The sequence below is a fragment of the Bacillus salipaludis genome, from assembly GCF_004358205.1.
The window spans coordinates 138,462-160,236 of the sequence record NZ_SMYO01000002.1 but is presented as its reverse complement, the minus strand read 5'-3'; the positions used below and the strand labels follow the sequence as shown (position 1 = coordinate 160,236).

Sequence of the window (21,775 nt, the reverse complement as noted above, 5' to 3'; positions counted from 1 at the left end):
TCCACCACCCGGAGCCTTATTATGTAACAACTATGATTATATAAGAAAATTTTTCATTTGGAAAAAAACTTTTTGACAGAAATAGACAATGGCCACTAAATAAGCCATTGTCTACCAAAGTCACATATTTCTTCTATACTGCCCGCCAACCTCGTATAGCGCTTTTGTAATCTGTCCAAGACTCGCTACTTTGACTGTCTCCATTAATGCCGCAAAAATGTTGCCATTGTTGACCGCTGCAGCTTTTAATGCCTTTAATGCCTGTTCTGCCTCACCCGAATGGGCTCTTTGGAACTCGCGCAAATTATGAATTTGCAGCTCTTTTTCTTCCTCCGTTGCTCGGGCCAGCTCCATGTTGTCTACCTCTTCCTCAGATGGAGGATTTGGATTCAAATACGTATTGACCCCGATAATTGGCAATTCACCCGTATGCTTTTTCATCTCGTAATACATTGACTCATCCTGGATTTTTCCGCGCTGGTACTGCGTTTCCATTGCACCGAGCACCCCGCCGCGGTCATTAATCCGCTCGAATTCCTGTAAAACTGCCTCTTCGACAAGATCTGTCAGCTCTTCAACGATAAACGAACCTTGAAGCGGATTTTCATTCTTAGTTAAACCATGCTCCTTCGTAATAATCATCTGAATCGCCATCGCTCTTCTTACAGATTCCTCGGTTGGAGTCGTGATCGCTTCATCATACGCATTCGTATGAAGCGAGTTACAGTTATCATGGAGTGCCATTAACGCCTGAAGTGTTGTTCGGATATCATTAAAGTCAATTTCCTGCGCATGCAGTGAACGCCCGGATGTTTGGACATGGTACTTCAGCTTTTGACTGCGCTCATTTGCACCATATTTATCGCGCATCACCGTTGCCCAAATGCGGCGGGCAACGCGGCCAATTACCGTATATTCCGGATCTAAACCATTCGAGAAGAAGAACGAAAGGTTTGCTGCAAAATCATCAATCTTCATGCCGCGGCTCAAATAATATTCAACGTACGTAAACCCGTTGGATAGGGTGAACGCCAATTGTGAAATCGGATTCGCCCCTGCTTCGGCAATATGGTAGCCTGAAATGGAAACGGAATAATAATTGCGCACCTGATGGTCTATGAAATACTGCTGAATATCTCCCATCATTCTTAGTGCAAATTCCGTGGAGAAAATACAGGTGTTTTGTCCCTGATCTTCTTTTAAAATATCAGCCTGCACCGTACCGCGGACGGTTTTCAACGTATAGGCTCTAACCTCAGCAAATTCTTCTACCGTCAACACGCGGCCAAGCTCCGCTTCTTTTTTCTGAACCTGCTGGTGAATCGCTGTATTCATGAACATCGCCAAAATAATCGGCGCCGGACCATTAATCGTCATCGAAACCGATGTGGACGGATGACATAAGTCAAATCCATCGTACAACTTTTTCATGTCGTCAAGCGTACAAACACTGACGCCGCTCGTACCGATCTTCCCATAAATATCCGGACGGTGATCCGGATCCTCCCCATAAAGGGTAACCGAGTCAAACGCTGTACTTAAGCGTTTTGCCGGATCATCCTTTGATAAATAGTGGAAGCGGCGGTTCGTGCGCTCCGGTGTCCCTTCCCCGGCAAACTGCCGTTTTGGATCCTCTCCTTCGCGCTTGAACGGAAATACTCCTGCAGTGTACGGAAAGGAACCAGGTACATTTTCGCGGTACACCCAGCGAAGGATTTCGCCATAATCTTTATATTTCGGCAAAGCCACCTTTGGAATATCGAGACCAGAAAGACTCTTCGATTTTAATACTGTAATAATTTCCTTGTCACGAATTCTCGTTATGAATTGATCCTTCGAATACGCTTCCTTTGTTGCTGACCAGCTGTTCAGGATTTTCTTCGATTCCGGTGTCAGCATCTCTTCCGTTTCTTGTTTGATTGCTTCTAAAGAAGCAACAATTTCACTGCCAGCCTCACGTTCCTTCACAGCAGCAATGGCCCCTTCAAGCTGGAACAGTTTTCGAGCCAAGTCAGCCTGTTCTTCCGCCTTTTTATGGTAACGGCGCACGGTATCGGAAATTTCCCGTAAGTAATAGCGGCGGTCGGTTGGAATAATGACACTTTGTTTTTCGACCTTTGCATCCTTAGTAAAGGATGTTTCCCAATCTGAAGCCATTTTTTCATTAATTTTTTCAACTAATGCTGCAAAAAGTGCGTTGGTACCGAGGTCATTAAATTGACTGGCGATTGTTCCATATACCGGCATTTCGGATGGATCCTTTTCGAACAGCATATGACTGCGCTGGTATTGCTTTTGCACATGGCGCTTCGCATCCTCTGAACCTTTACGTTCAAATTTATTGATTACAATAAGATCGGCAAAGTCGATCATATCAATCTTTTCAAGCTGTGATGGCGCTCCGAATTCACTTGTCATCACATACATGGATAGATCACAAATCTCAGTGATTTCCGCATCTCCTTGGCCGATTCCACTAGTTTCCACTATAACGAGATCAAATCCGGCTGCTTTTACCACTGACACGGCATCCTTTATCGCCAAGGATAATTCCGTTTTCGATGATCGAGTCGCAAGACTGCGCATGTAGATATTCGGTGAAAAAATCGCATTCATCCGAATCCGGTCACCCAGCAGCGCCCCGCCCGTCTTTTGTTTTGTTGGATCAACGGATAATACCGCTATTCTTTTATCTGGAAGCTCGTTAATAAAACGACGAATCAGTTCATCTGTCAGCGAGCTTTTTCCAGCACCGCCTGTACCGGTAATCCCGACAACCGGAATGGCCTTTGTTAATGTTTTAACTTGATCGAGAACAAGCTCTGCCGCTGCAGCAACTTCTTTATTGTCATCCACATGAAGCTCCGCAAGCGTGATCAGCTTGGCAATCGCATTAACATCGCCAGTTTGTAATTTTTCAATCTGCTCCGCCGCATTGGTTGTGACGGTAGGGAAATCGCATTCCTCAAGCATGCGGTTAATCATCCCTTGTAGGCCCATCTTCCGGCCGTCCTCCGGTGAAAAGATCCAAGCAATTCCATAATCATGAAGCTCCTTGATTTCTTTTGGGATAATAACGCCGCCCCCGCCGCCGTATATGCGGATGTTCGGTGCGCCTTTTTCCTTTAGTAAATCATACATGTATTTAAAATATTCCACATGGCCGCCTTGATAAGAGGATATCGCAATTCCTTGTACGTCCTCTTGAATCGCTGCGTTTACCACCTCTTCTACCGAACGGTTGTGGCCGAGGTGGATGACTTCGGCCCCGCTTGATTGAAGAATTCTTCTCATAATGTTGATTGAGGCATCATGCCCGTCAAAGAGGCTGGATGCGGTGACAAATCGGATGTGATGTTTTGGCTTATAAATCTCCATCATGCTCCCCCTTTAGCTTCATTCCGGATAAAATTAACTCGGTTTGCAGTTCAATGTATTCATCGATGGTATATAATTTCTGAACGGACCAGCGGCGGAAGCTCCACATATGCCCGTCGACAATTATGTTGTGGGAAATAAGCTTTAACTGTCTTTCTGATAAATCAAGCTCACCATTTTCCACACATAAGACCAGCAGCTTTTCAAACATCGCGGCCATTTCCATTTCTTTGTTCAGTACGTATGGCAAAGCGTCCTTCGTTAACGATTTTACTTCCTGGTACATGACGAGAAACTCATCCTGCATCTCATCTACCACCCGGAAGTAGTTCGCAATCCCTTGCTTTAGATTCGCTAATGTCCCCTGTTTATTGTCGAGGTCTTTTTGCAGGCGATCACTGACATGCTCGTAAATGCTGTCACAGACAAGATAAAGGACATCTTCCTTCGAGCGGATATATTCATAAAGCGTACCAATACTGAACCCAGCCGCTTTTGCAATTTCCCTCGTTGTCGTCCGGTGAAACCCCTTTTCCTTAAACAGTGTAACGGCCCCTTTAATCATTTGATCACGTCTTTTTTCAACCAGACGTTCATCCTTGACCGAAGCCTGTACTTCCCTTTTTATCGTCACGTTTAAAACCGCCTTTTGATCCCGGCACCCTCCTAAAAAGCAGGTGCTCCAGTTTTCCTGCCTTCTTTAACGGGGGAGCCTTCAAATTCCTTTTATGATTGTTCTTCAGTGCTGCACTTCTGCTTTTCTATTTCGTTACCATCCTTGAGATAACAAGGCGTTGAATTTCTTGTGTTCCTTCATAAATTTGCGTGATTTTTGCATCGCGCATAAACCGTTCTACCGGATAATCCTTCGTATACCCGTAACCGCCAAACACTTGAACTGCCTCGGTGGTCACCTTCATTGCCGTGTCACCGGCCATTAATTTAGACATCGCCGACTCTTTTCCGTAAGGCAGACCGTTTGACTCCAGCCATGCTGCTTGGTAGGTTAATAGTCTTGAAGCTTCAATCGCTGTTGCCATGTCCGCAAGCTTAAAGCTGATTCCTTGGTTCGCTGCAATCGGCTTGCCAAACTGGTGGCGTTCCTTTGCATAATCAACCGCTGCATCAAGTGCGCCCTGCGCAATTCCCACCGCTTGCGCTGCAATGCCATTGCGGCCGCCATCAAGCGTCATCATCGCAATTTTAAAGCCCTCGCCTTCTTGGCCGAGTCTGTTTTCAACTGGAACCTTGCAATCTTCAAAAATGATTTCTGTTGTCGGCGATGAACGAATACCAAGCTTCTTTTCCTTTTTGCCAACGGAGAAGCCTGGAAAATCCTTTTCAATAATGAAGGCGGTTGTTCCTCTTTGTCTGCTAGATGGGTCCGTTAACGCAAACACGACATAGATGTCTGCAATCCCGCCATTGGTAATGAAAATTTTTGAACCATTCAGGATGTAATGGTCGCCTTCCAAGCGAGCGGTCGTTCTCATCCCGCCTGCATCAGAGCCGCTTCCAGGCTCCGTTAAGCCGTAGGCACCAATTTTTGATCCTTCTGCCATGGGACGAAGATACTTTTGTTTTTGCTCTTCAGATCCGAACTTGTAAAGAGGCCAGCCCGCAAGCGAGGTGTGGGCAGAAAGTGTTACCCCGATAGATGCATCAACGCGGGAAAGTTCTTCAACTGCGATACAATAAGCAAGATAATCACTGCCAATGCCGCCGTACTCTTCCGGCCACGGAATTCCTGTTAAACCAAGCTCCGCCATTTTGTCAAAAATGGCGCGGTCAAAAGTTTCTTCCTCATCGCGCTCGGCCGCAGTCGGTGCAACCTCGTTTCGGGCAAAATCCCGGACCATTTTGCGAATCATTTCATGCTCTTCGGATAATTGAAAGTTCATTACGAGTCCTCCTTGGGTATACAGTTCGATATCTACAAAGTTAAAATTTTATCTACCTATCAAGCAATTTACAGATGCTTGCTCACAACAATGCGCTGAATCTCGCTTGTTCCTTCATAAATCTCGGTAATTTTCGCATCGCGGAAATAACGCTCAACTGGGTAATCCTCGGTATAACCATACCCGCCAAACACTTGGATCGCCTCCGTCGTCACTTCCACCGCAGTTCGAGAAGCAAACAGCTTAGCGACAGACGATTCGAAGCCGCATTTCACACCACGTTTGCGCAAATCCGCTGCTCGATAGATTAATAGTTTTGCTGCCTCCACACTTGTCGCCATATCTGCCAACTTAAAAGCAACCCCTTGCTGCGCTGCAATTGGCTTACCGAACTGCTGACGCTGCTTTGCGTAGTCCGTAGCCGCTTCTAAAGCTGCCTCGGCAATTCCAAGGGCCTGGGTCGCAATCCCAATACGGCCAACCTCTAGGTTTGCCATCGCAATTTTAAAGCCTTCGCCTTCTTCGCCAAGACGATTGGCAACCGGCACCAACATATCTTCAAATGTAAGCTGAACCGTTCTTGAACCGTGCAGCCCCATTTTCTTTTCGTCCTTACCAATAATCAGACCCGGGGTGTTTTTTTCCACAATAAAGGCTGTTATTCCACGCGCGCCTTTGTCTGGATTTGTGGACGCAAACACGATATAGACATCGGCTTCGCCACCATTGGTGATAAACGCCTTCGTGCCGTTTATTTTATAGTAATCACCATCGCGGACAGCCCGCGATTTCAGGCTGGCGGCATCAGAACCCGAGCTGGGCTCGGTTAAACAAAACGCCCCTAAATACTCCCCGCTTGCAAGCTTCGGTATATACCGTTGTTTTTGTTCTTCCGTGCCAAAATATAAAATTGGGTTTGTGCCCACCGAAGTATGAACGGAAAGAATTACCCCAACAGTCGCACTCACCTTGGAAATTTCGTGAATCGCAATGATGTAGGAGGTGAAATCCATCGCCGCACCGCCGTATTTTTCCGGAACCGGAATCCCCATTAAGCCGAGTTCACCCATTTTGCGGAGGACCTCACGTGGGAATTCACCTTGCTCCATCCGCTCGACAAATGGAGCAATTTCATTTGCTGCAAAATCCTTGACCATTTTTCGCATCATTTCTTGTTCTTCTGTGAATGTTAGGTTCATGTCCATTCCCCTTCCCGAGGATTTTGATTGTATTTACATGGCTATGTTTCGAACCAATCCTGTGGTGTTTGCAGTTAAGACCATCCTAAAGTGTTCTCTTTTGTTTGGGCTGTGTTAAACGTGGTTGTTGATTTCCGCTCCAGGATGCTCGCTTTCCGCGGGGCGGGCGGTGAGCCTCCTCGGCGCTTTAGCGCCTGTGGGGTCTCACCTGTCCCACTGCTCCCGCAGGAGTCTCGCTCCTTCCGCTCCAATCAACTTTGTTTAAATCATCATTGTTCTTTAACAAAGCCTTTGTTTAAACCAATCCTGCGTTTATCATCTCTATCTATTCATATGTGTAAAACCCGCGTCCGGTTTTCTTGCCAAGCCAGCCTGCTTTTACGTATTTGCGAAGCAATGGACATGGACGGTATTTGTCATCGCCAAAGCCTTCATGCAAAGTTTCCATAATGTACAGGCATGTATCCAAGCCAATAAAATCGGCCAGTGTTAACGGTCCCATTGGATGGTTCATACCAAGCTTCATCACTTCATCAATCGCTTCTTTCGTTGCCACACCTTCATATAGCGTATAAATCGCCTCATTGATCATCGGCATCAGAATGCGGTTTGACACGAATCCTGGATAATCATTCACTTCAACCGGTACTTTGCTCAAGGTTTTCGTCATATCTTCAATTACCTGATACACTTCATCTGAGGTTGCCAACCCGCGGATAATTTCAACGAGCTTCATCACCGGCACCGGATTCATAAAATGCATACCGATGACTTTTTCCGGGCGCTTCGTTGCCGCAGCGATTTCCGTAATCGGCAATGAGGAGGTGTTGCTGGCCAAAATGACATGCTGAGGCGTAATTTCATCAAGCTGGGCAAAGACTTTCGCCTTGATTTCCATGTTTTCAACCGCAGCTTCAATGACAAGATCGACACCGATTGCATCCTGAAGGTCGGTAGAAGGCGTCAGTCTTGCTAACACTTCCTGCTTTTGCTCTTCCGATAGGCGGCCTTTGTCCACGTTTCTTGAAAGGTTTTTATTAATTACGCCTAAACCGCGCTCGACGAACTCCGGTTTCAAATCATTTAAAAACACTTGATATCCCGCTTGGGCACAAACTTGAGCAATTCCTGAGCCCATTTGTCCTGCACCAATGACCATTACCTTTTCAACCTTCATGTTTTTCCCTCCAAGCGGGGCTGCCCGCTCCATAGGTCAGCCCCTTTTTTATAAAATCTATGAAACTAGCCTTTTATCTGCGGAAAAATGGGTTTTATCTGCGTTACAGGGGAATTTATCTGCGTAACCCCCCATTTTATCTGCGATGTGAAATTACCACCAGAAACCGGTCAAACTTTTATGCCTTCGGAACCTCTATCATTACAGCATCACCCTGGCCGCCGCCGCTGCAGATAGCAGCAATTCCGATTCCGCCGCCGCGTCTCCTCAATTCATGCATTAATGTCAGGATAATCCGTGCGCCGCTTGCCCCAATTGGGTGACCGAGGGCAACCGCACCGCCGTTCACATTGACCTTTTCCGGGTCAAGACCGGCAATTTGGCTGCTCGCTAATGCAACTGCTGCAAAAGCCTCATTGATTTCAAACAAGTCAATTTCTTCTAAGCTTCTTCCGGTTTTTCGTAAAATTTCATTGATGACAAGTCCCGGTGTTTTAGGGAAATCCTTTGCTTCCACCGCTATCGCCGCATGCCCTAAAATAACCGCTTCCGGTTTACGACCTTCACGTTCTGCACGCTCTTCGCTCATCAGCACAAGTGCCGCTGCACCGTCATTCACACCCGGTGCATTCCCAGCAGTAATCGTTCCATCAAAATTAAATACAGGTGCCAGCTTTGCCAATCTTTCTAAAGAAGTATCTTTCCGCGGCGCTTCATCCTGTTCAACTACAACAGGCGCTCCTTTTCGCTGCGGCACTTCAACTGCCACGATTTCCTCGGCAAACTTCCCGCTTTCAATTGCAGCAATCGCCCGTGCATGACTGCGGTAAGCCCATTCATCCTGCGCCTCGCGGCTGATTTCCATTTCCTTTGCTGTTCCATTTCCGTATGTTCCCATGTGCGCGCCCGTAAAGCTGCAGCTTAAACCGTCATGAATCATTAAATCTTTAACGGAAGAGTCGCCCATTTTAAAGCCCCATCTTGCTTTTGGCAGGATATACGGTGCATTGCTCATCGATTCCATGCCGCCTGCCACAATCAGTTCCTCATCACCGGCACGAATAATTTGATCAGCTAATGTAACACTGCGCATTCCTGATGCACAGACTTTATTAATGGTTTCCGTTTTCACTTCCCATGGCAGACCTGCATGTCTTGCCGCCTGGCGTGATGGAATTTGTCCTTGTCCTCCCTGTAAGACACTTCCAAGGATTACTTCTTGGACTTCTTCAGGCTTTACATTCGCACGGTTTAACGCTTCTTTTACAGCGATTCCGCCAAGCTCTGAAGCTGTGAAGCTGCTCAAAGTACCGCCCATTTTTCCAAAAGGTGTGCGAACTCCGCTTAAAATGACCGTTTTCCTCATTCCAAACACTCTCCCATTTCCTATGTTATTAACAAAAATAATAATTTGTTTTTCGAAAGCGACTGAACGCTCGCTCGAAAAATGCCGAAAAAATGACGCAGACACAAAGTATCTACTGCAAAAATTGATTTGATTAATTTAGCTGTCATGCTTGTTGTAGGTCTTTGATGTGTGAATTCTGTGGAAAAATAAATGAAGTTGATTTTTATTGCGTATATGAAAGCGCTTTTATTCCTTCTTCTATTTTACATAAAAAACAGTAGAAGTTGAATTGTTTTACACAAAATTTTTAAAATTTCATGAATTCTTAATAAACAATCAACCTCTACTATAAACTTTTCTGTTGATTTACGCTCCAATCAACATCGGAGCAAAAATTCAATAAATGTTTTATGAAACTAATGCCTCCGGACCTCCACACACTGCTTTTTCTAGAAGTTCAGCAACGTCGTAAGTGGATACCTTTTCTTCCACTTCTTTTGCCTTTGTTCCATCTGAAATCATTGTTAAGCAGTATGGACATGCAGAGCTGATCACAGTTGAATTCGTCTCAAGAGCCTGCTCGGTTCTTGCTACGTTAATACGGTTTCCTGTTTCCTCTTCCATCCACATTAAACCGCCGCCGGCACCACAGCACATCGCCTTTTCTCTGTTTCTCTCCATTTCCATAAGCTTCACACCCGGAATTGTTTTCAGAATTTCCCGCGGTGGATCGTAGACGTCATTGTAACGGCCTAGATAGCATGAATCATGGAACGTAATCGTTTCCTCCACAGAATGCTTTGGCACCAATTTGCCATCACGGACAAGCTCATAAAGGACCTCCGTATGGTGGTACACCTCTGCCGTTAATCCGAAATCCGGATACTCATTTTTGAAAATATTGTAGGCATGCGGGTCAATCGTAACGATTTTCTTAACCTCCGCCTTTTCAAACTCTTCAATGTTTTTCGTTGCAAGCTCTTGGAACAAGAATTCATTTCCGAGACGGCGTGCCGTATCACCGGAGTTCTTTTCCTTATTGCCGAGGATGGCAAATTTCACGCCAGCTTCGTTCATTAATTTTGCGAACGAAAGGGCAATTTTTTGGCTGCGGTTATCGTAAGACCCCATCGAACCTACCCAGAATAGGTATTCGAATTCTTCACCAGCCTTGTTCATTTCCTTTACCGTAGGAACATGAACATCTTCGCGGACCTCACGCCAATTTTCGCGCTCTTTCCGGTTAAGTCCCCATGGATTTCCCTGGCGCTCGATATTCGTCATCGCCCGCTGCGCATCTGCATCCATTTTTCCTTCTGTTAACACAAGATAACGACGAAGGTCGATAATTTTATCCACGTGCTCGTTCATAACCGGACATTGATCTTCACAGTTACGGCAAGTCGTACATGCCCAGATTTCTTCTTCCGTGATAACATCGCCGATCAGGCTTGGGCTATAAAGGCCCGCTGCTGCTGCCTCTTCTGCGCCCTGACCCGCTGCGGCAAGTGCCAGTTGATTTCCTTTTGTATTCGCAAATGCGAAGGTTGGCACCCACGGCTGTTTCGAGGTAACTGCAGCCCCGTAATTCGTAAGGTGATCACGCATTTTCACGATTAAATCCATTGGTGAAAGCATTTTGCCTGTTCCGGTTGCCGGACACATATTGGTACAACGTCCGCATTCTACACAGGCATAGAAATCAATCATTTGCAGCTGGGTAAAGTCTTCAATTTTTCCAACCCCAAATGATTCCTGTGATTCATCTTCAAAATCAATTTTCTTTAACTTACCTGCCTTTTCTAAACGGTTAAAATAAACATTCGCAGGACCTGCAATTAAGTGAGCGTGCTTTCCTTGTGGCACATAAACTAAGAAGGATAATAAGAAAATTAAATGTACCCACCATGCAAAGTAGAAAACGACAATCGCCGCAGTTTTCCCTACCCATGAAAACGCTAGGGAAATGATAGAGGCAATCGGTTCAGACCAAGACGGGTCCTCTCCGTGCCAAATGATTCCCATCCCATTACCGAGCAAAACGGAAATCATTAAGCCCCCGATAAAAATCAAAACTAGACCTGACTTAAAGCCCCGCTTCAAGCGGACCAATTTTTCAATATAACGGCGATAAAATGCCCCAAGCACTGCTACTAAAATGACAAGGGTGACAATCTCTTGGAAAAAGGTAAACGCCGGATACAACGGACCAAGTGGCAGATGTGAACCCGGATGAATGCCTTTCCAAATAAAATCAATCGCGCCAAATTGGACTAAAAGGAACCCGTAAAAGAAGGCCACGTGGATGGCACCCATCTTTTTGTCCTTTAATAATTTACTCTGGCCAAACACATTGACCCAAATCTTTTGCAGCCTCTCTTTGACGTTGTTGTCAAACTCAACCTTTTTGCCGAGCTTAATGTACGCAATCCGTGTTTTGACTACATAAGCGAATAGACTAACTCCGTAAGCGGTTACAACTAAGAAGGCAATGAGGTTTACCCATAAAAGACCTGTCACATCAAAACTCCCCTTTCTCACTTCATGTTTAAGAAAATTTTAAACCGAGTAAATTTTCAGAATCCTTTATCTCTATTATATAATGAATGAGCATTCAGTCAATGAAATTTTTCAAACTTTATTGCAGAAACTCAAATTCATAGAAGCGTTTTCAATTGGAAACCATAAAAATATGATGAGGAGGGAAATACCAGATGACATTTGCGGTTACTTTTATTGGAGTACTACTTCTTATCATCATATGGCTAGTCCTCGATTTTAGACTAGGAAGAAAGAAACATCACTCACAGATGAAAAATTGTGAAACTCCCATGCTTCATGGCCAGCTGGACATCTACCCGCATGGTCCTGAACTGTTTGCCGATTATTTCAAAGAAATAAAAGAAGCCAAACTGCATATTCACATTCTCTTTTATATTATCAAAAATGACAAGTTTAGCCATACTTTTTTAAAATTATTAAAAGAAAAGGCAAAGGAAGGTGTAGAAGTCAGGCTTCTGCTTGATCGCATCGGCGGCATCCGTTTAAAAAAACATTCGATAAATGAACTCCGTGAAGCTGGCGTCCACTTTTCGTATTGCAATCGAGTAAAGCTCCCCTATCTTTTTTACTCGGCACAGGTACGCAATCATCGGAAAATCACGATTATAGATGGAAAAATTGGGTATCTTGGCGGATACAACATTGGCAAGGAATACATCAACGAGGATCCAAAACTCAGCCCATGGCGGGATTACCATTTAAAACTGCTCGGTGAAGGCGCAACCTTTTTACAAAGCGAATTTCTAATTGACTGGCGGGAAAATACCAGTGAAGACTTATTGAACCACTCTAAATATTTCCCTGAAGTTTCAAAAGGTTTGATTCGCCATCAATTGATGCCGACAGAGGCTGTTACTCTGGAGAAAAAGTATCTTGGACTGCTTCAAATGGCAAAAGAGTCAATTATTATTGGGACCCCTTATTTTATTCCGAGCAAGCCGCTTTTTCAGGAATTACGTGCAGTCTTGAAGAGAGGCGTTCAACTTGCGATTGTTGTCCCCTATACCTCAGACCATGTTCTCGTACAGGAGGCATCCCATCGCTATTTAAAGACACTCTTGCGCGAGGGCGCAAAGGTTTTCCAATTTAAAAATGGTTTCTACCATGCAAAAACAATTGTCATCGACGATAAGCTTTGCGATATCGGCACCGCCAATTTTGATAAAAGAAGTTTATTTTTAAACAAAGAAATTAACTGCTATATTTATAATCCTGAATTCATTGAACGGCTGAAGGCCGTTTTGCAAAAAGATATCGAGGATTCACGGCCATTGACACTGAAGGAATTAACGAAACCCAACCTTTTCAGATCCGTGAAAGAAGGCATCGCCGGAATTTTTTCTTATTTTTTATAGCAGCAAACGACAGGAGTTTGAAAAATGAAGATTCGTTTCGGATATGTCTCGCAGGCGACGGCCCTATGGGATGCCTCTCCATCAAAAACGATTACGTTTACACGTTACAGGGAGTTACAAAAAAAGGAGCAACTGGAAAAGCTACTTTCAGTGACGAAGCAAAACCTTGATCATACCTTACGAATGCTTTACTACAATATTGCCCATGAAATTGAACTCTACCGTTTTTCCAGCTCCCTAGTCCCCCTTGCCACCCATCCGGAGGTACGTTGGGATTTTGTCACTCCGTTTCAAAAGGAATGGCAGGAAATTGGAGAGGTTGTCCGTAAAAACCAGCTGAGGGTAAGTTTTCATCCTAATCAATTTACATTGTTTACTTCAAAAGATCGAAAAATTACTGAAAATGCCGTGATCGATATGGAGTATCATTTTCGGATGCTCGAGGCAATGGGGCTTGAACGGGAGTCACTGATTAATATTCATATTGGCGGTGCTTATGGGAATAAAGCGGAGGCACTCGCGCGCTTTCATCAAAACTTGACTGCCCTTCCGCTTCCGATTAAACAGGTGATGACCTTAGAAAATGATGATAAAACCTATCACACTGCGGAAACTTTGGCTGCCTGTGAAAAAGAGCAGGTTCCATTTGTGTTTGATTACCATCATCATATGGCGAATTTATGCGAGGCTTCTTTAGAGGAGTTGCTGCCGCGAATGTTTCAAACATGGGAGCGAGTAGGAATTCCGCCGAAGGTCCACATTTCCTCCCCGAAATCAGAAAAGGAATTTCGTTCTCATGCCGATTATGTCGATTTGGAATTTATCTTGCCATTTGTAAAGTTACTTACCGGGTTCGGACGGGATGTAGATTTTATGATTGAAGCAAAAGCAAAGGACCAAGCCTGCTTAAAGCTGGTGGAGGACATGAGCAGGCTGCGCGGCTTTAAAAGGGTTCGCGGTGCGGCCATTGCTATAACCTAATATTTTTAAGGGACAAATCAATCGTTTTACAGGCAATACAAAAGGTTGCCAACGAGTATACCGCCTCAAGTAGGCCAAAGACAAAAATCGAACTAAAAAAAATAAAGAAATTAAAAAACAACACATATTGCCCAATCGAAAAAGGGGTCCGCTGACTTAACATGATGGCTAAAATCTCCGTACCGTCGAGGGACCCGCCGAAGCGAATAATCATTCCCACCCCCATTCCCAAGCAAATCCCGCCGAGGAGGATGACGAGAATGGGGTTTTTAGTGAGCACCGGGAACGGCTCGAGCATATATAATTCGAGGCTTAAAAAAAGAAGTGCCCCGAGGCTGATGATCAAAAACCTTTTTCCGAGATAAAATAAGCCCAGCAGTAAAAATGGCGTATTTAACAGAAAAATATAGAATCCCACTTTATAGTCGGTGATATGGGCGAGCAGAATACTAATTCCTACAATTCCGCCATCAATAATATAATTTTTCACTAATAGCAGCTGCAGGGCTGCCGCTACAAGCGATACCCCGATTAAGACCCCGCCACCCCGCTTATACAAGGAGAAATGGGCTGTTCTTTTTTCATTTATATAATTTTTAATTCGCTCCTTAAACATATAGGCCCCCATCCGTTCAATTGTCCTATTCATTATGTATGGTGGAATTCCTGATTTTATCCGTAAAAAAATAAGACATGTTCCTGGGCATGATTTCAACCGTGAATGGTTAAAGTAACAAATATCAAGGAGGGATTATGATGGAGAACACAAGTGAATTTGTAAAAAAATTAGCTGAGGACAAAAAGAAACAAGACTATAATAAAACGCACCAAGGCAAGGGACATCCGGATAAAAAGCTTCCAAATAACCAGCATAATTGAAGCTGGACAAGCGAAAAGCATCGGTATGTGCACCGATGCTTTTCTATTGTTCTTCAATTAAGTTGAGGACGGGAACATCTTTTTCCTCTTCCGGGTTACTCCGTGAATAAATTCTCGCTGTTTTTGCTGCTTCATCCACATGCTGAATGATTACTGGGTTTCCCTCATAGGTAACATGTATCACATCCGCAGACTCGACGATTTCCTTCGCTCTTCCTATATTCATGAAGCTCACTCCTAACTAAAAAGTCTATTTTAATATTTACTACTTTTTGGATGGTATTCATGTTTTTGGTTTTTTATAGGTGTTAAATTTTACTGGCCAATACTGGCGCTCTCATTAAGTTACTGGCTGATTTCCTCGCTTTACTGGTCACTCCCTATATCAATTCAAAAATCCCCCTTTCAACTGAAAGGGGTATGCAACACTTACATTTTTTCTGGAGCGGATACTCCGATTAATGCGAGCGCATTGCGTAAGGCAATCTGTACGGCTTTTACCAGTCCCAAACGAGCGGCGGAACGCTCTGGATATTCCGGATCAAGAACCTTTTCCGCATTATAAAAACTATGGAATGTTGATGCCAGTTCAAAGATATAGTTTGTGACGCGGTGCGGAACACGTTTCACAGCCGCTTCCCCTACCGCCAGTGGAAACTCGCCAAGCTTCTTCAATAAATCAATTTCCTTTTCGGAATCAATTAAAGAGAAATTCGCTTCCATGTCTACCTCTCCGCCCTGACGTAAAATGCTCGAAATCCTTGCGTGGGCATATTGCGCATAATACACTGGGTTCTCATTCGACTCAGAAACCGCTAAATCCAGATCAAAATCCATATGCGTATCGGATGAGCGCATCGCAAAGAAGTAACGGGTGGCATCGAGGCCGACCTCATCGACTAAATCACGCATCGTGACCGCTTTTCCGGTACGCTTAGACATCTTCATCTTTTCACCATTTTTATAGAGGTGAACAAGCTGGATAATTTCGACCTCGAGGGCATCACGGGCATAGCCCAAAGCCTGAATGGCCGCCTTCATCCGCGGAATATAGCCGTGATGGTCTGCGCCCCAAATATTGATTAGTTTTTCAAAGCCGCGGTCCAGTTTGTCTTTATGATAGGCGATATCTGGTGTTAAGTAGGTGTAAGATCCGTCCTGTTTAATGAGTACGCGGTCTTTATCATCGCCAAAATCGGTTGAACGGAGCCAGGTTGCACCCTCTTCGTCGTAAATATAGCCGGTTTTACGCAGTGCGGCGAGCGCCTCGTCAATTTTCCCATTTTTATAAAGAGAGGTTTCCGAGAACCAAACATCAAAACGGACACGGAAATCCTCGAGGTCGCGCTTTAATTTTTCCATTTCATATGTCAAACCGTATTCTCGGAAAAAATCAAAACGTTCAGCCTCATCCACTTCGACATATTTATTGCCATATTCTTCGGCGAGTGTTTTTCCAATATTGATAATATCTTCACCATGATAACCGTCTTCAGGCATCTCTTTTTCTAAACCTAATGCCTGGAAGTAACGTGCTTCCACCGACTTAGCAAGATTATTAATCTGGTTTCCGGCATCATTGATATAGTATTCACGGGACACATCATAACCGGCCTTCGCCAAAATATTGGAGAGTGAATCACCGACAGCGGCACCGCGGGCATGTCCGAGGTGCAGGTCACCAGTTGGGTTTGCGGAAACAAACTCGACCTGGATTTTTTGGTTATTACCTACCGTTGTTTCTCCGTACTTTTCCCCCGCTTTTAGAACCGTTGGGATTAGATTGGTTAAATAGCTATTGTTCATATAAAAGTTAATAAAGCCCGGCCCAGCTAATTCAATTTTTTCAATCGATGCCTTCGAACGGTCGAGGTTTTCAATCAGTGCTTCTGCAATCATTCGCGGCGCCTTTTTTGCGACGCGTGCCAACTGCATCGCCATATTAGTAGAATAATCGCCGTGCGCTTTTTCCTTTGGGGTCTCCAGAATGACATCGGGAATTTGCTCTTCTGTGGCAAGGCCTGCCTTCAAAACGGCCGCTCTAATTTCTTCTTTAATTTTATTTTGAACCTGCTCCACTATATTCATTTTTTATCCTCCTGGAAGGTAATCTGTAAATGGTATGTACCTGCGGGCGAGCCCTGCATGGTAAAATCGTAAAGTATGTCAATAAGGCCTTTGCCATTTTCAAAGGAATGTTCAAGATTTTTCGTTAGAGTTGTTGTTTCAAATTGACCAAACGGCATTTCATAGCTACCGTTAAGCTTCCGATTCAATTCGAATGGAAGGCGCATCTTGACGGAACCGCCACGTAAAATCAAACCTTCCCCAGCAGTCATCTTTACAATCGTCCGAACACTCCCCTCCTCCATCGCTTCCTCATACTTCAGATAAGAGGCATTCCCCTTTTCAAAATATTGACCAAACAACCGCAGCTCAAAACTTTCCTGCTGATCAATCGTCGTTCTCACATTAATCCTTACCGGTATCTCAGGCGTTAACAAACCAACCGCACTCCTCTAATCAAATTCACTTTTTCTATTATACCCATATTAAGTTGCAATTTAAAACGACAAAATTCGGGTGGTGCCTGTCACCACCCGAATTTTGTCGAAACAAAAAGCCTGCCCCTTCAAAAGGACAGGCACATATAACTCAATATAGGGCTTTGACTTTGAGAATTGTCCAGCTCCAGCGCCCAGCGACTAGTGTACTTCACTCGCCTCCCTACGATAAGTCAACATCGAATCGCTATCGCTCTTCGTGTTTCCTTTATCTCAGTCGACTCGCTCCAGTCCATACGTCGCTATACGGGCGCTTCCGCTTTTCCTATTTAACCCAGCCAAGGATCATTTCGCGGATGAGTTTGCTGGCTGTGTTGGCGGTTTGTTCGGAGTTGTCGTAGATTGGTGCTACTTCTACGAGGTCGCCGCCGACGACGTTAACTTCGGAACGAGCAATTGCATGGATGGATGCCAACAGCTCTTTCGAGGTAATTCCGCCGCAATCAACGGTACCTGTTCCCGGTGCATGGGCAGGATCCAGTACGTCAATATCAATCGTCACATAAACAGGACGGCCTGCAAGCGTTGGAAGGATTTCCTTAAGCGGCTCAAGCACCTCAAATTTCGAAATATGCATGCCAACCTGCTTTGCCCATTCAAACTCTTCCTTCATACCAGAACGAATCCCGAAGGAATAGACATTTTTCGGCCCGATTAATTCCGCAATTTTGCGAATTGGTGTCGAATGCGATAACGGCTCGCCTTCATAATTCTCACGTAAATCCGTGTGAGCATCAAAATGAATGATCGCCAAATCCGGATATTTTTTAAAGACAGCTTTCATCACCGGCCATGAAACTAGATGTTCGCCACCCATTCCAAGCGGGAATTTTCCGGCATCCAGCAAGGAGTCGATATACTCCTCAATTATATCTAAACTCTTCTGCGGATTCCCGAACGGCAGTGGAATATCCCCGGCATCAAAATATTTAACATCCTCAAGCTCCCGATCAAGGTATGGACTATACTCTTCCAAACCAATCGAAACCTCACGAATACGAGTCGGACCAAACCGAGAACCAGGTCGGTAACTCACTGTCCAATCCATTGGCATCCCGTAAAGAACCGCCTTACTCTCCTCAAAATTCGGATGACTCTTAATAAAGACATTTCCAGAATAGGCTTCATCGAAACGCATCTTAACACTCCTCTTTTATGGGGTCAGCACCCCATCACTTTAACGGTTAATCAAGCGGGGGTCAGGCCCCCACTTATTATTTAACTAAATCGCCCACAAATTTAGGCAGTACGAATGCTGCTTTGTGAAGTTCTTTAGTATAGTATTTTGTTTCGATCTCGTGAAAGCGGTCCTCGCTTACTTCTAGTGGGTCGTATTTTTTTGAGCCGATTGTGAATGCCCATAAGCCGCTTGGGTAGGTAGGAATATTCGCTACATATAAGCGGGTGATTGGGAAGATTTCACGTACATCGCGTTGAACATTGCGAATTAAATCCGCCTTAAACCATGGATTATCAGACTGCGCCACGAAAATACCGTCTTCTTTTAGCGCCTTTGAAATTCCAGCGTAGAAGCCCTTTGTGAACAGGTTTACAGCAGGTCCAACTGGCTCTGTTGAGTCCACCATGATGACATCATATTCATTTTCACTTTTTGCAATATGCATAAAGCCGTCGTCAACACGAACATCCACACGAGGATCATCTAACTTGCCGGCAATTTCCGGAAGGAATTTCTTTGAATACTCAATTACCTTGCCATCAATATCAACAAGCGTTGCTTTTTTCACGCTTGGGTGCTTCAATACTTCACGAATAACGCCGCCATCTCCGCCGCCGACAACCAAAATATTTTCAGGATTTGGGTGAGTGAATAAAGGTACATGCGCCACCATTTCATGATAAACAAATTCGTCACGAACAGAAGTCATCACCATGTCATCTAAAAGAAGCATGTTACCCCATTCCTCTGTTTCGATCATATCCAGCTTTTGAAATTCTGTTTGCTCTGTATGTAAAGTCTTATTTACTTTCATCGTGATGCCAAAATTTTCGGTTTGCTTTTCTGTAAACCAAATTGTCATGTTCATCTTCCTCTCATCTATTTTCAATTTTAACTAAGTAATCACTAAAGCTAATATTTATTCACTTATCTGATCACGAAGGTACCACTCCATTTTATCCTACCCAAACACTTAAATTACAAACAAGAAAAAGTATAGAGGAATCTAGCAAAATTTCAAGAAAAATTTTCATTTCTCTCTGGGAAATGTTTAAAATGCATCCATTTTTTTCATACTGTTACTATAAATATTTTTAGATAAAAGGTCTCGGAATGAATTCCAGGGACTAACGTTGAATGCACAAGGGGTGAATATTATGGAAATCATGACGAATCACGGGTTTCGGAAAACAATTAAGTATTTGCGTGCGATTATTATCATCAGTTTGATCGGCATGGTTTGTATGCTCATTCTCTTTCTCGGCATTCTTGGCTATGCAAAAATTTTAGGAGCGCCGCCGCTTGCCGTGCCGCAATCGACCTTGTTTTTTTCCGATGACGGGACATTAATTGGAGAAAGCAACAGCGGCCAGAAGCGCTACTGGGTATCCTTAAAGGATATTTCTCCGGATTTAGTGGATGCGACCGTATCAATTGAAGATAAAAATTTTTACCACCATCATGGCTTTGATATGAAGCGGATTGCTGGGGCAGTTGTGGCCGATATCCAGGCATTTGGAAAGGTCCAAGGAGCCAGCACCATCACCCAGCAATACGCCCGAAATCTATTTCTCGAGCACGATAAAACCTGGTCTCGGAAACTGCAGGAGGCTTTTTACACAATCCGCCTGGAAATGAATTATTCGAAAAAGCAAATACTTGAAGGCTACCTAAACACGATTTATTACGGCAATGGGGCCTATGGTGTTGAGGCAGCCAGTCAATTTTATTTTGGAAAAAAGGCAGCCGATTTAACACTTGCTGAAGCCTCGATGCTGGCAGGAGTTCCAAAGGGTCCAGGGTATTACTCCCCACTCGTTTCGATAAAAAATGCAAAGCACCGCCAGACAATCATCCTTAGGACTATGGTGAAAAACGGCTATATCAAGGAAAGTCAGGCAAAAGCAGCTGCCGGGAAGTCGCTGAGCTTTGTGGCCGCACACCCGCACCAGCAAGTTAAGGTTGCTCCCTACTTTCAGGATGCAGTCAAAAATGCGTTAAAAAGTCAATTACATTTAGATGACCGCACAATTGCGCTTGGCGGTTTAAAGGTCTATACGACACTCGATTTGAAGCAGCAGGAGGCAGCTGAAAAGCAGGTACAAAGCGTCATCGCCAGCGGCTCAGAAATCCAAACGGCCCTCGTCGCGATGGATCCAAAAACCGGCGGTGTCAAAGCGATGATTGGCGGCCGTGATTATGAAAAGAGCCAGTATAACCGTGCAATTCAAGCGAAAAGGCAGCCTGGTTCAACCATTAAGCCGATTCTTTATTACGCAGCGCTGAGCCATGGATTTACACCATCGTCGACAATGCGAAGCGAGTCTACGACCTTTCATTTTGATGATGGTTCCCAATATACACCGCATAATTTTAATAATAAGTATGCGGGTGGGGAAATCACTCTTGCCCAGGCACTGGCGTTATCTGATAATATTTATGCAGTCAAAACGCATTTATTTTTAGGAGAAGACACGTTAATCAAAACGGCAAAAAAGTTTGGGATTTCGACGAAAATGGCGAAGGTGCCGTCCCTTGCCCTTGGAACATCCGGGGTTCGCGTGATTGACATGGCAGGTGCCTACAGCCTTTTCGCCAATGGCGGAAAAAAGGTGGAACCAACCTTGATTACGCGCGTTGAAGATTATAATGGAAAGATCCTTTATGAAAAAGAGCTGGACAACAAACAGGTATTAGATCCTGCTAAAGCTTATGTTATGACGCAAATGCTGACGGGAATTTTTGATCCGAAGCTTGACGGCTATTCAAGAGTGACCGGCAGCACGGTCATCAAGGAATTGACCCGGCCTTATGCCGGTAAATCCGGCTCGACGGAAACGGACAGCTGGATGATTGGATTTTCACCCCAGCTCGTGACTGCCGTCTGGTCAGGCTATGATGACAGTAAACCGATTGATTATGTAGCGGAAAAATCCTATTCAAAAAATATTTGGGCGCAGTTTATGGAGGAAGCATTGAAGGATAAGACGGTTAAGGCCTTTAAACCGCCGAAGGAAGGTGTCATTGGCGTCTATGTCAATCCGGAAAACGGCAAGCTCGCGACTAAGGACTGCCCAGTGCGGAGGTTCACTTACTTCGTGAAAGGCACCGAGCCGACGGAATATTGTACCGAACATATGGATCGTTCCGAATCAAATCCTTTGAAAAAGAACACCGAGCACAAGTACCCGTGGTACAAACGAATTTTTAAATGGGCGAATTAGTATTTTTACGGCTCTAAAAGCCACTAA

At 44.5% G+C, this 21,775-nt stretch carries 17 protein-coding genes; 4 read left to right on the top strand and 13 right to left on the bottom strand.

What is annotated here, in order from left to right:
- Nucleotides 1-120 precede the first annotated feature (120 nt).
- The 7 genes from icmF to E2K98_RS03480 form a co-directional block, all read right to left on the bottom strand.
- The gene (gene icmF / locus E2K98_RS03510) at nt 121-3,381 is read right to left on the bottom strand and encodes a fused isobutyryl-CoA mutase/GTPase IcmF (protein WP_133332904.1); all 3,261 of its coding nucleotides are present in this window, start codon (nt 3,379-3,381) and stop codon (nt 121-123) included.
- Entirely contained in the window at nt 3,365-4,012 is a 648-nt protein-coding gene (locus E2K98_RS03505) for a TetR/AcrR family transcriptional regulator (RefSeq protein ID WP_235824705.1), read from the bottom strand. Before E2K98_RS03505 ends, icmF begins: the two co-directional genes overlap by 17 nt.
- 127 nt (nt 4,013-4,139) lie before the next feature.
- Nucleotides 4,140-5,279 (bottom strand): acyl-CoA dehydrogenase, encoded by a 1,140-nt coding sequence (locus tag E2K98_RS03500; protein WP_133332903.1) that lies wholly within the window; start codon nt 5,277-5,279, stop codon nt 4,140-4,142.
- 68 nt (nt 5,280-5,347) lie between these two features.
- The gene (locus tag E2K98_RS03495) at nt 5,348-6,478 is read right to left on the bottom strand and encodes an acyl-CoA dehydrogenase (protein WP_133332902.1); all 1,131 of its coding nucleotides are present in this window, start codon (nt 6,476-6,478) and stop codon (nt 5,348-5,350) included.
- 325 nt (nt 6,479-6,803) lie between these two features.
- Nucleotides 6,804-7,655: a 3-hydroxybutyryl-CoA dehydrogenase gene (locus tag E2K98_RS03490; RefSeq protein ID WP_133332901.1), complete on the bottom strand. Its 852-nt coding sequence runs from the start codon at nt 7,653-7,655 to the stop codon at nt 6,804-6,806.
- 178 nt (nt 7,656-7,833) lie between these two features.
- Nucleotides 7,834-9,021: an acetyl-CoA C-acetyltransferase gene (locus E2K98_RS03485; RefSeq protein ID WP_133332900.1), complete on the bottom strand. Its 1,188-nt coding sequence runs from the start codon at nt 9,019-9,021 to the stop codon at nt 7,834-7,836.
- A gap of 390 nt (nt 9,022-9,411) precedes the next feature.
- Nucleotides 9,412-11,523, bottom strand: coding sequence for a 4Fe-4S dicluster domain-containing protein (locus tag E2K98_RS03480; protein WP_133332899.1), 2,112 nt, complete (start codon nt 11,521-11,523; stop codon nt 9,412-9,414).
- Nucleotides 11,524-11,717: 194 nt separating this feature from the next.
- On the opposite strand from E2K98_RS03480, the gene cls reads away from it, so the two are divergent.
- Complete coding sequence (gene cls / locus E2K98_RS03475) at nt 11,718-12,920, top strand: cardiolipin synthase (protein WP_133332898.1); 1,203 nt, start codon at nt 11,718-11,720, stop codon at nt 12,918-12,920.
- Nucleotides 12,921-12,944: 24 nt separating this feature from the next.
- Nucleotides 12,945-13,901 (top strand): UV DNA damage repair endonuclease UvsE, encoded by a 957-nt coding sequence (uvsE, locus tag E2K98_RS03470; RefSeq protein ID WP_133332897.1) that lies wholly within the window; start codon nt 12,945-12,947, stop codon nt 13,899-13,901.
- Here uvsE and E2K98_RS03465 read toward each other — a convergent pair.
- Nucleotides 13,891-14,517: a YitT family protein gene (locus E2K98_RS03465; RefSeq protein ID WP_133332896.1), complete on the bottom strand. Its 627-nt coding sequence runs from the start codon at nt 14,515-14,517 to the stop codon at nt 13,891-13,893. The two genes, uvsE and E2K98_RS03465, sit on opposite strands and share 11 nt — an antisense overlap.
- Nucleotides 14,518-14,657: 140 nt before the next feature.
- On the opposite strand from E2K98_RS03465, the gene E2K98_RS03460 reads away from it, so the two are divergent.
- Nucleotides 14,658-14,780, top strand: coding sequence for a DUF4023 family protein (locus E2K98_RS03460; RefSeq protein WP_081810635.1), 123 nt, complete (start codon nt 14,658-14,660; stop codon nt 14,778-14,780).
- A gap of 43 nt (nt 14,781-14,823) precedes the next feature.
- On the opposite strand, the gene E2K98_RS03455 is transcribed toward E2K98_RS03460, so the two are convergent.
- The 5 genes from E2K98_RS03455 to speE form a co-directional block, all read right to left on the bottom strand.
- Entirely contained in the window at nt 14,824-15,006 is a 183-nt protein-coding gene (locus tag E2K98_RS03455; protein WP_133332895.1) for an H-type small acid-soluble spore protein, read from the bottom strand.
- 203 nt (nt 15,007-15,209) lie between these two features.
- Complete coding sequence (gene argS / locus E2K98_RS03450) at nt 15,210-16,868, bottom strand: arginine--tRNA ligase (RefSeq protein ID WP_133332894.1); 1,659 nt, start codon at nt 16,866-16,868, stop codon at nt 15,210-15,212.
- Nucleotides 16,865-17,284 (bottom strand): DUF1934 domain-containing protein, encoded by a 420-nt coding sequence (locus tag E2K98_RS03445; RefSeq protein ID WP_235824704.1) that lies wholly within the window; start codon nt 17,282-17,284, stop codon nt 16,865-16,867. The genes argS and E2K98_RS03445 overlap by 4 nt, the downstream gene beginning before the upstream one ends.
- Before the next feature lie 325 nt (nt 17,285-17,609).
- A complete protein-coding gene (speB, locus tag E2K98_RS03440; RefSeq protein ID WP_133332893.1) occupies nt 17,610-18,482 on the bottom strand; it encodes an agmatinase in 873 nt (290 codons plus the stop codon).
- 76 nt (nt 18,483-18,558) lie between these two features.
- Nucleotides 18,559-19,386, bottom strand: coding sequence for a spermidine synthase (speE, locus tag E2K98_RS03435; RefSeq protein ID WP_133332892.1), 828 nt, complete (start codon nt 19,384-19,386; stop codon nt 18,559-18,561).
- A gap of 295 nt (nt 19,387-19,681) precedes the next feature.
- Here speE and E2K98_RS03430 point away from each other — a divergent pair, with 295 nt between their 5' ends.
- Nucleotides 19,682-21,748 (top strand): transglycosylase domain-containing protein, encoded by a 2,067-nt coding sequence (locus tag E2K98_RS03430; RefSeq protein WP_133332891.1) that lies wholly within the window; start codon nt 19,682-19,684, stop codon nt 21,746-21,748.
- Nucleotides 21,749-21,775 lie beyond the last annotated feature (27 nt).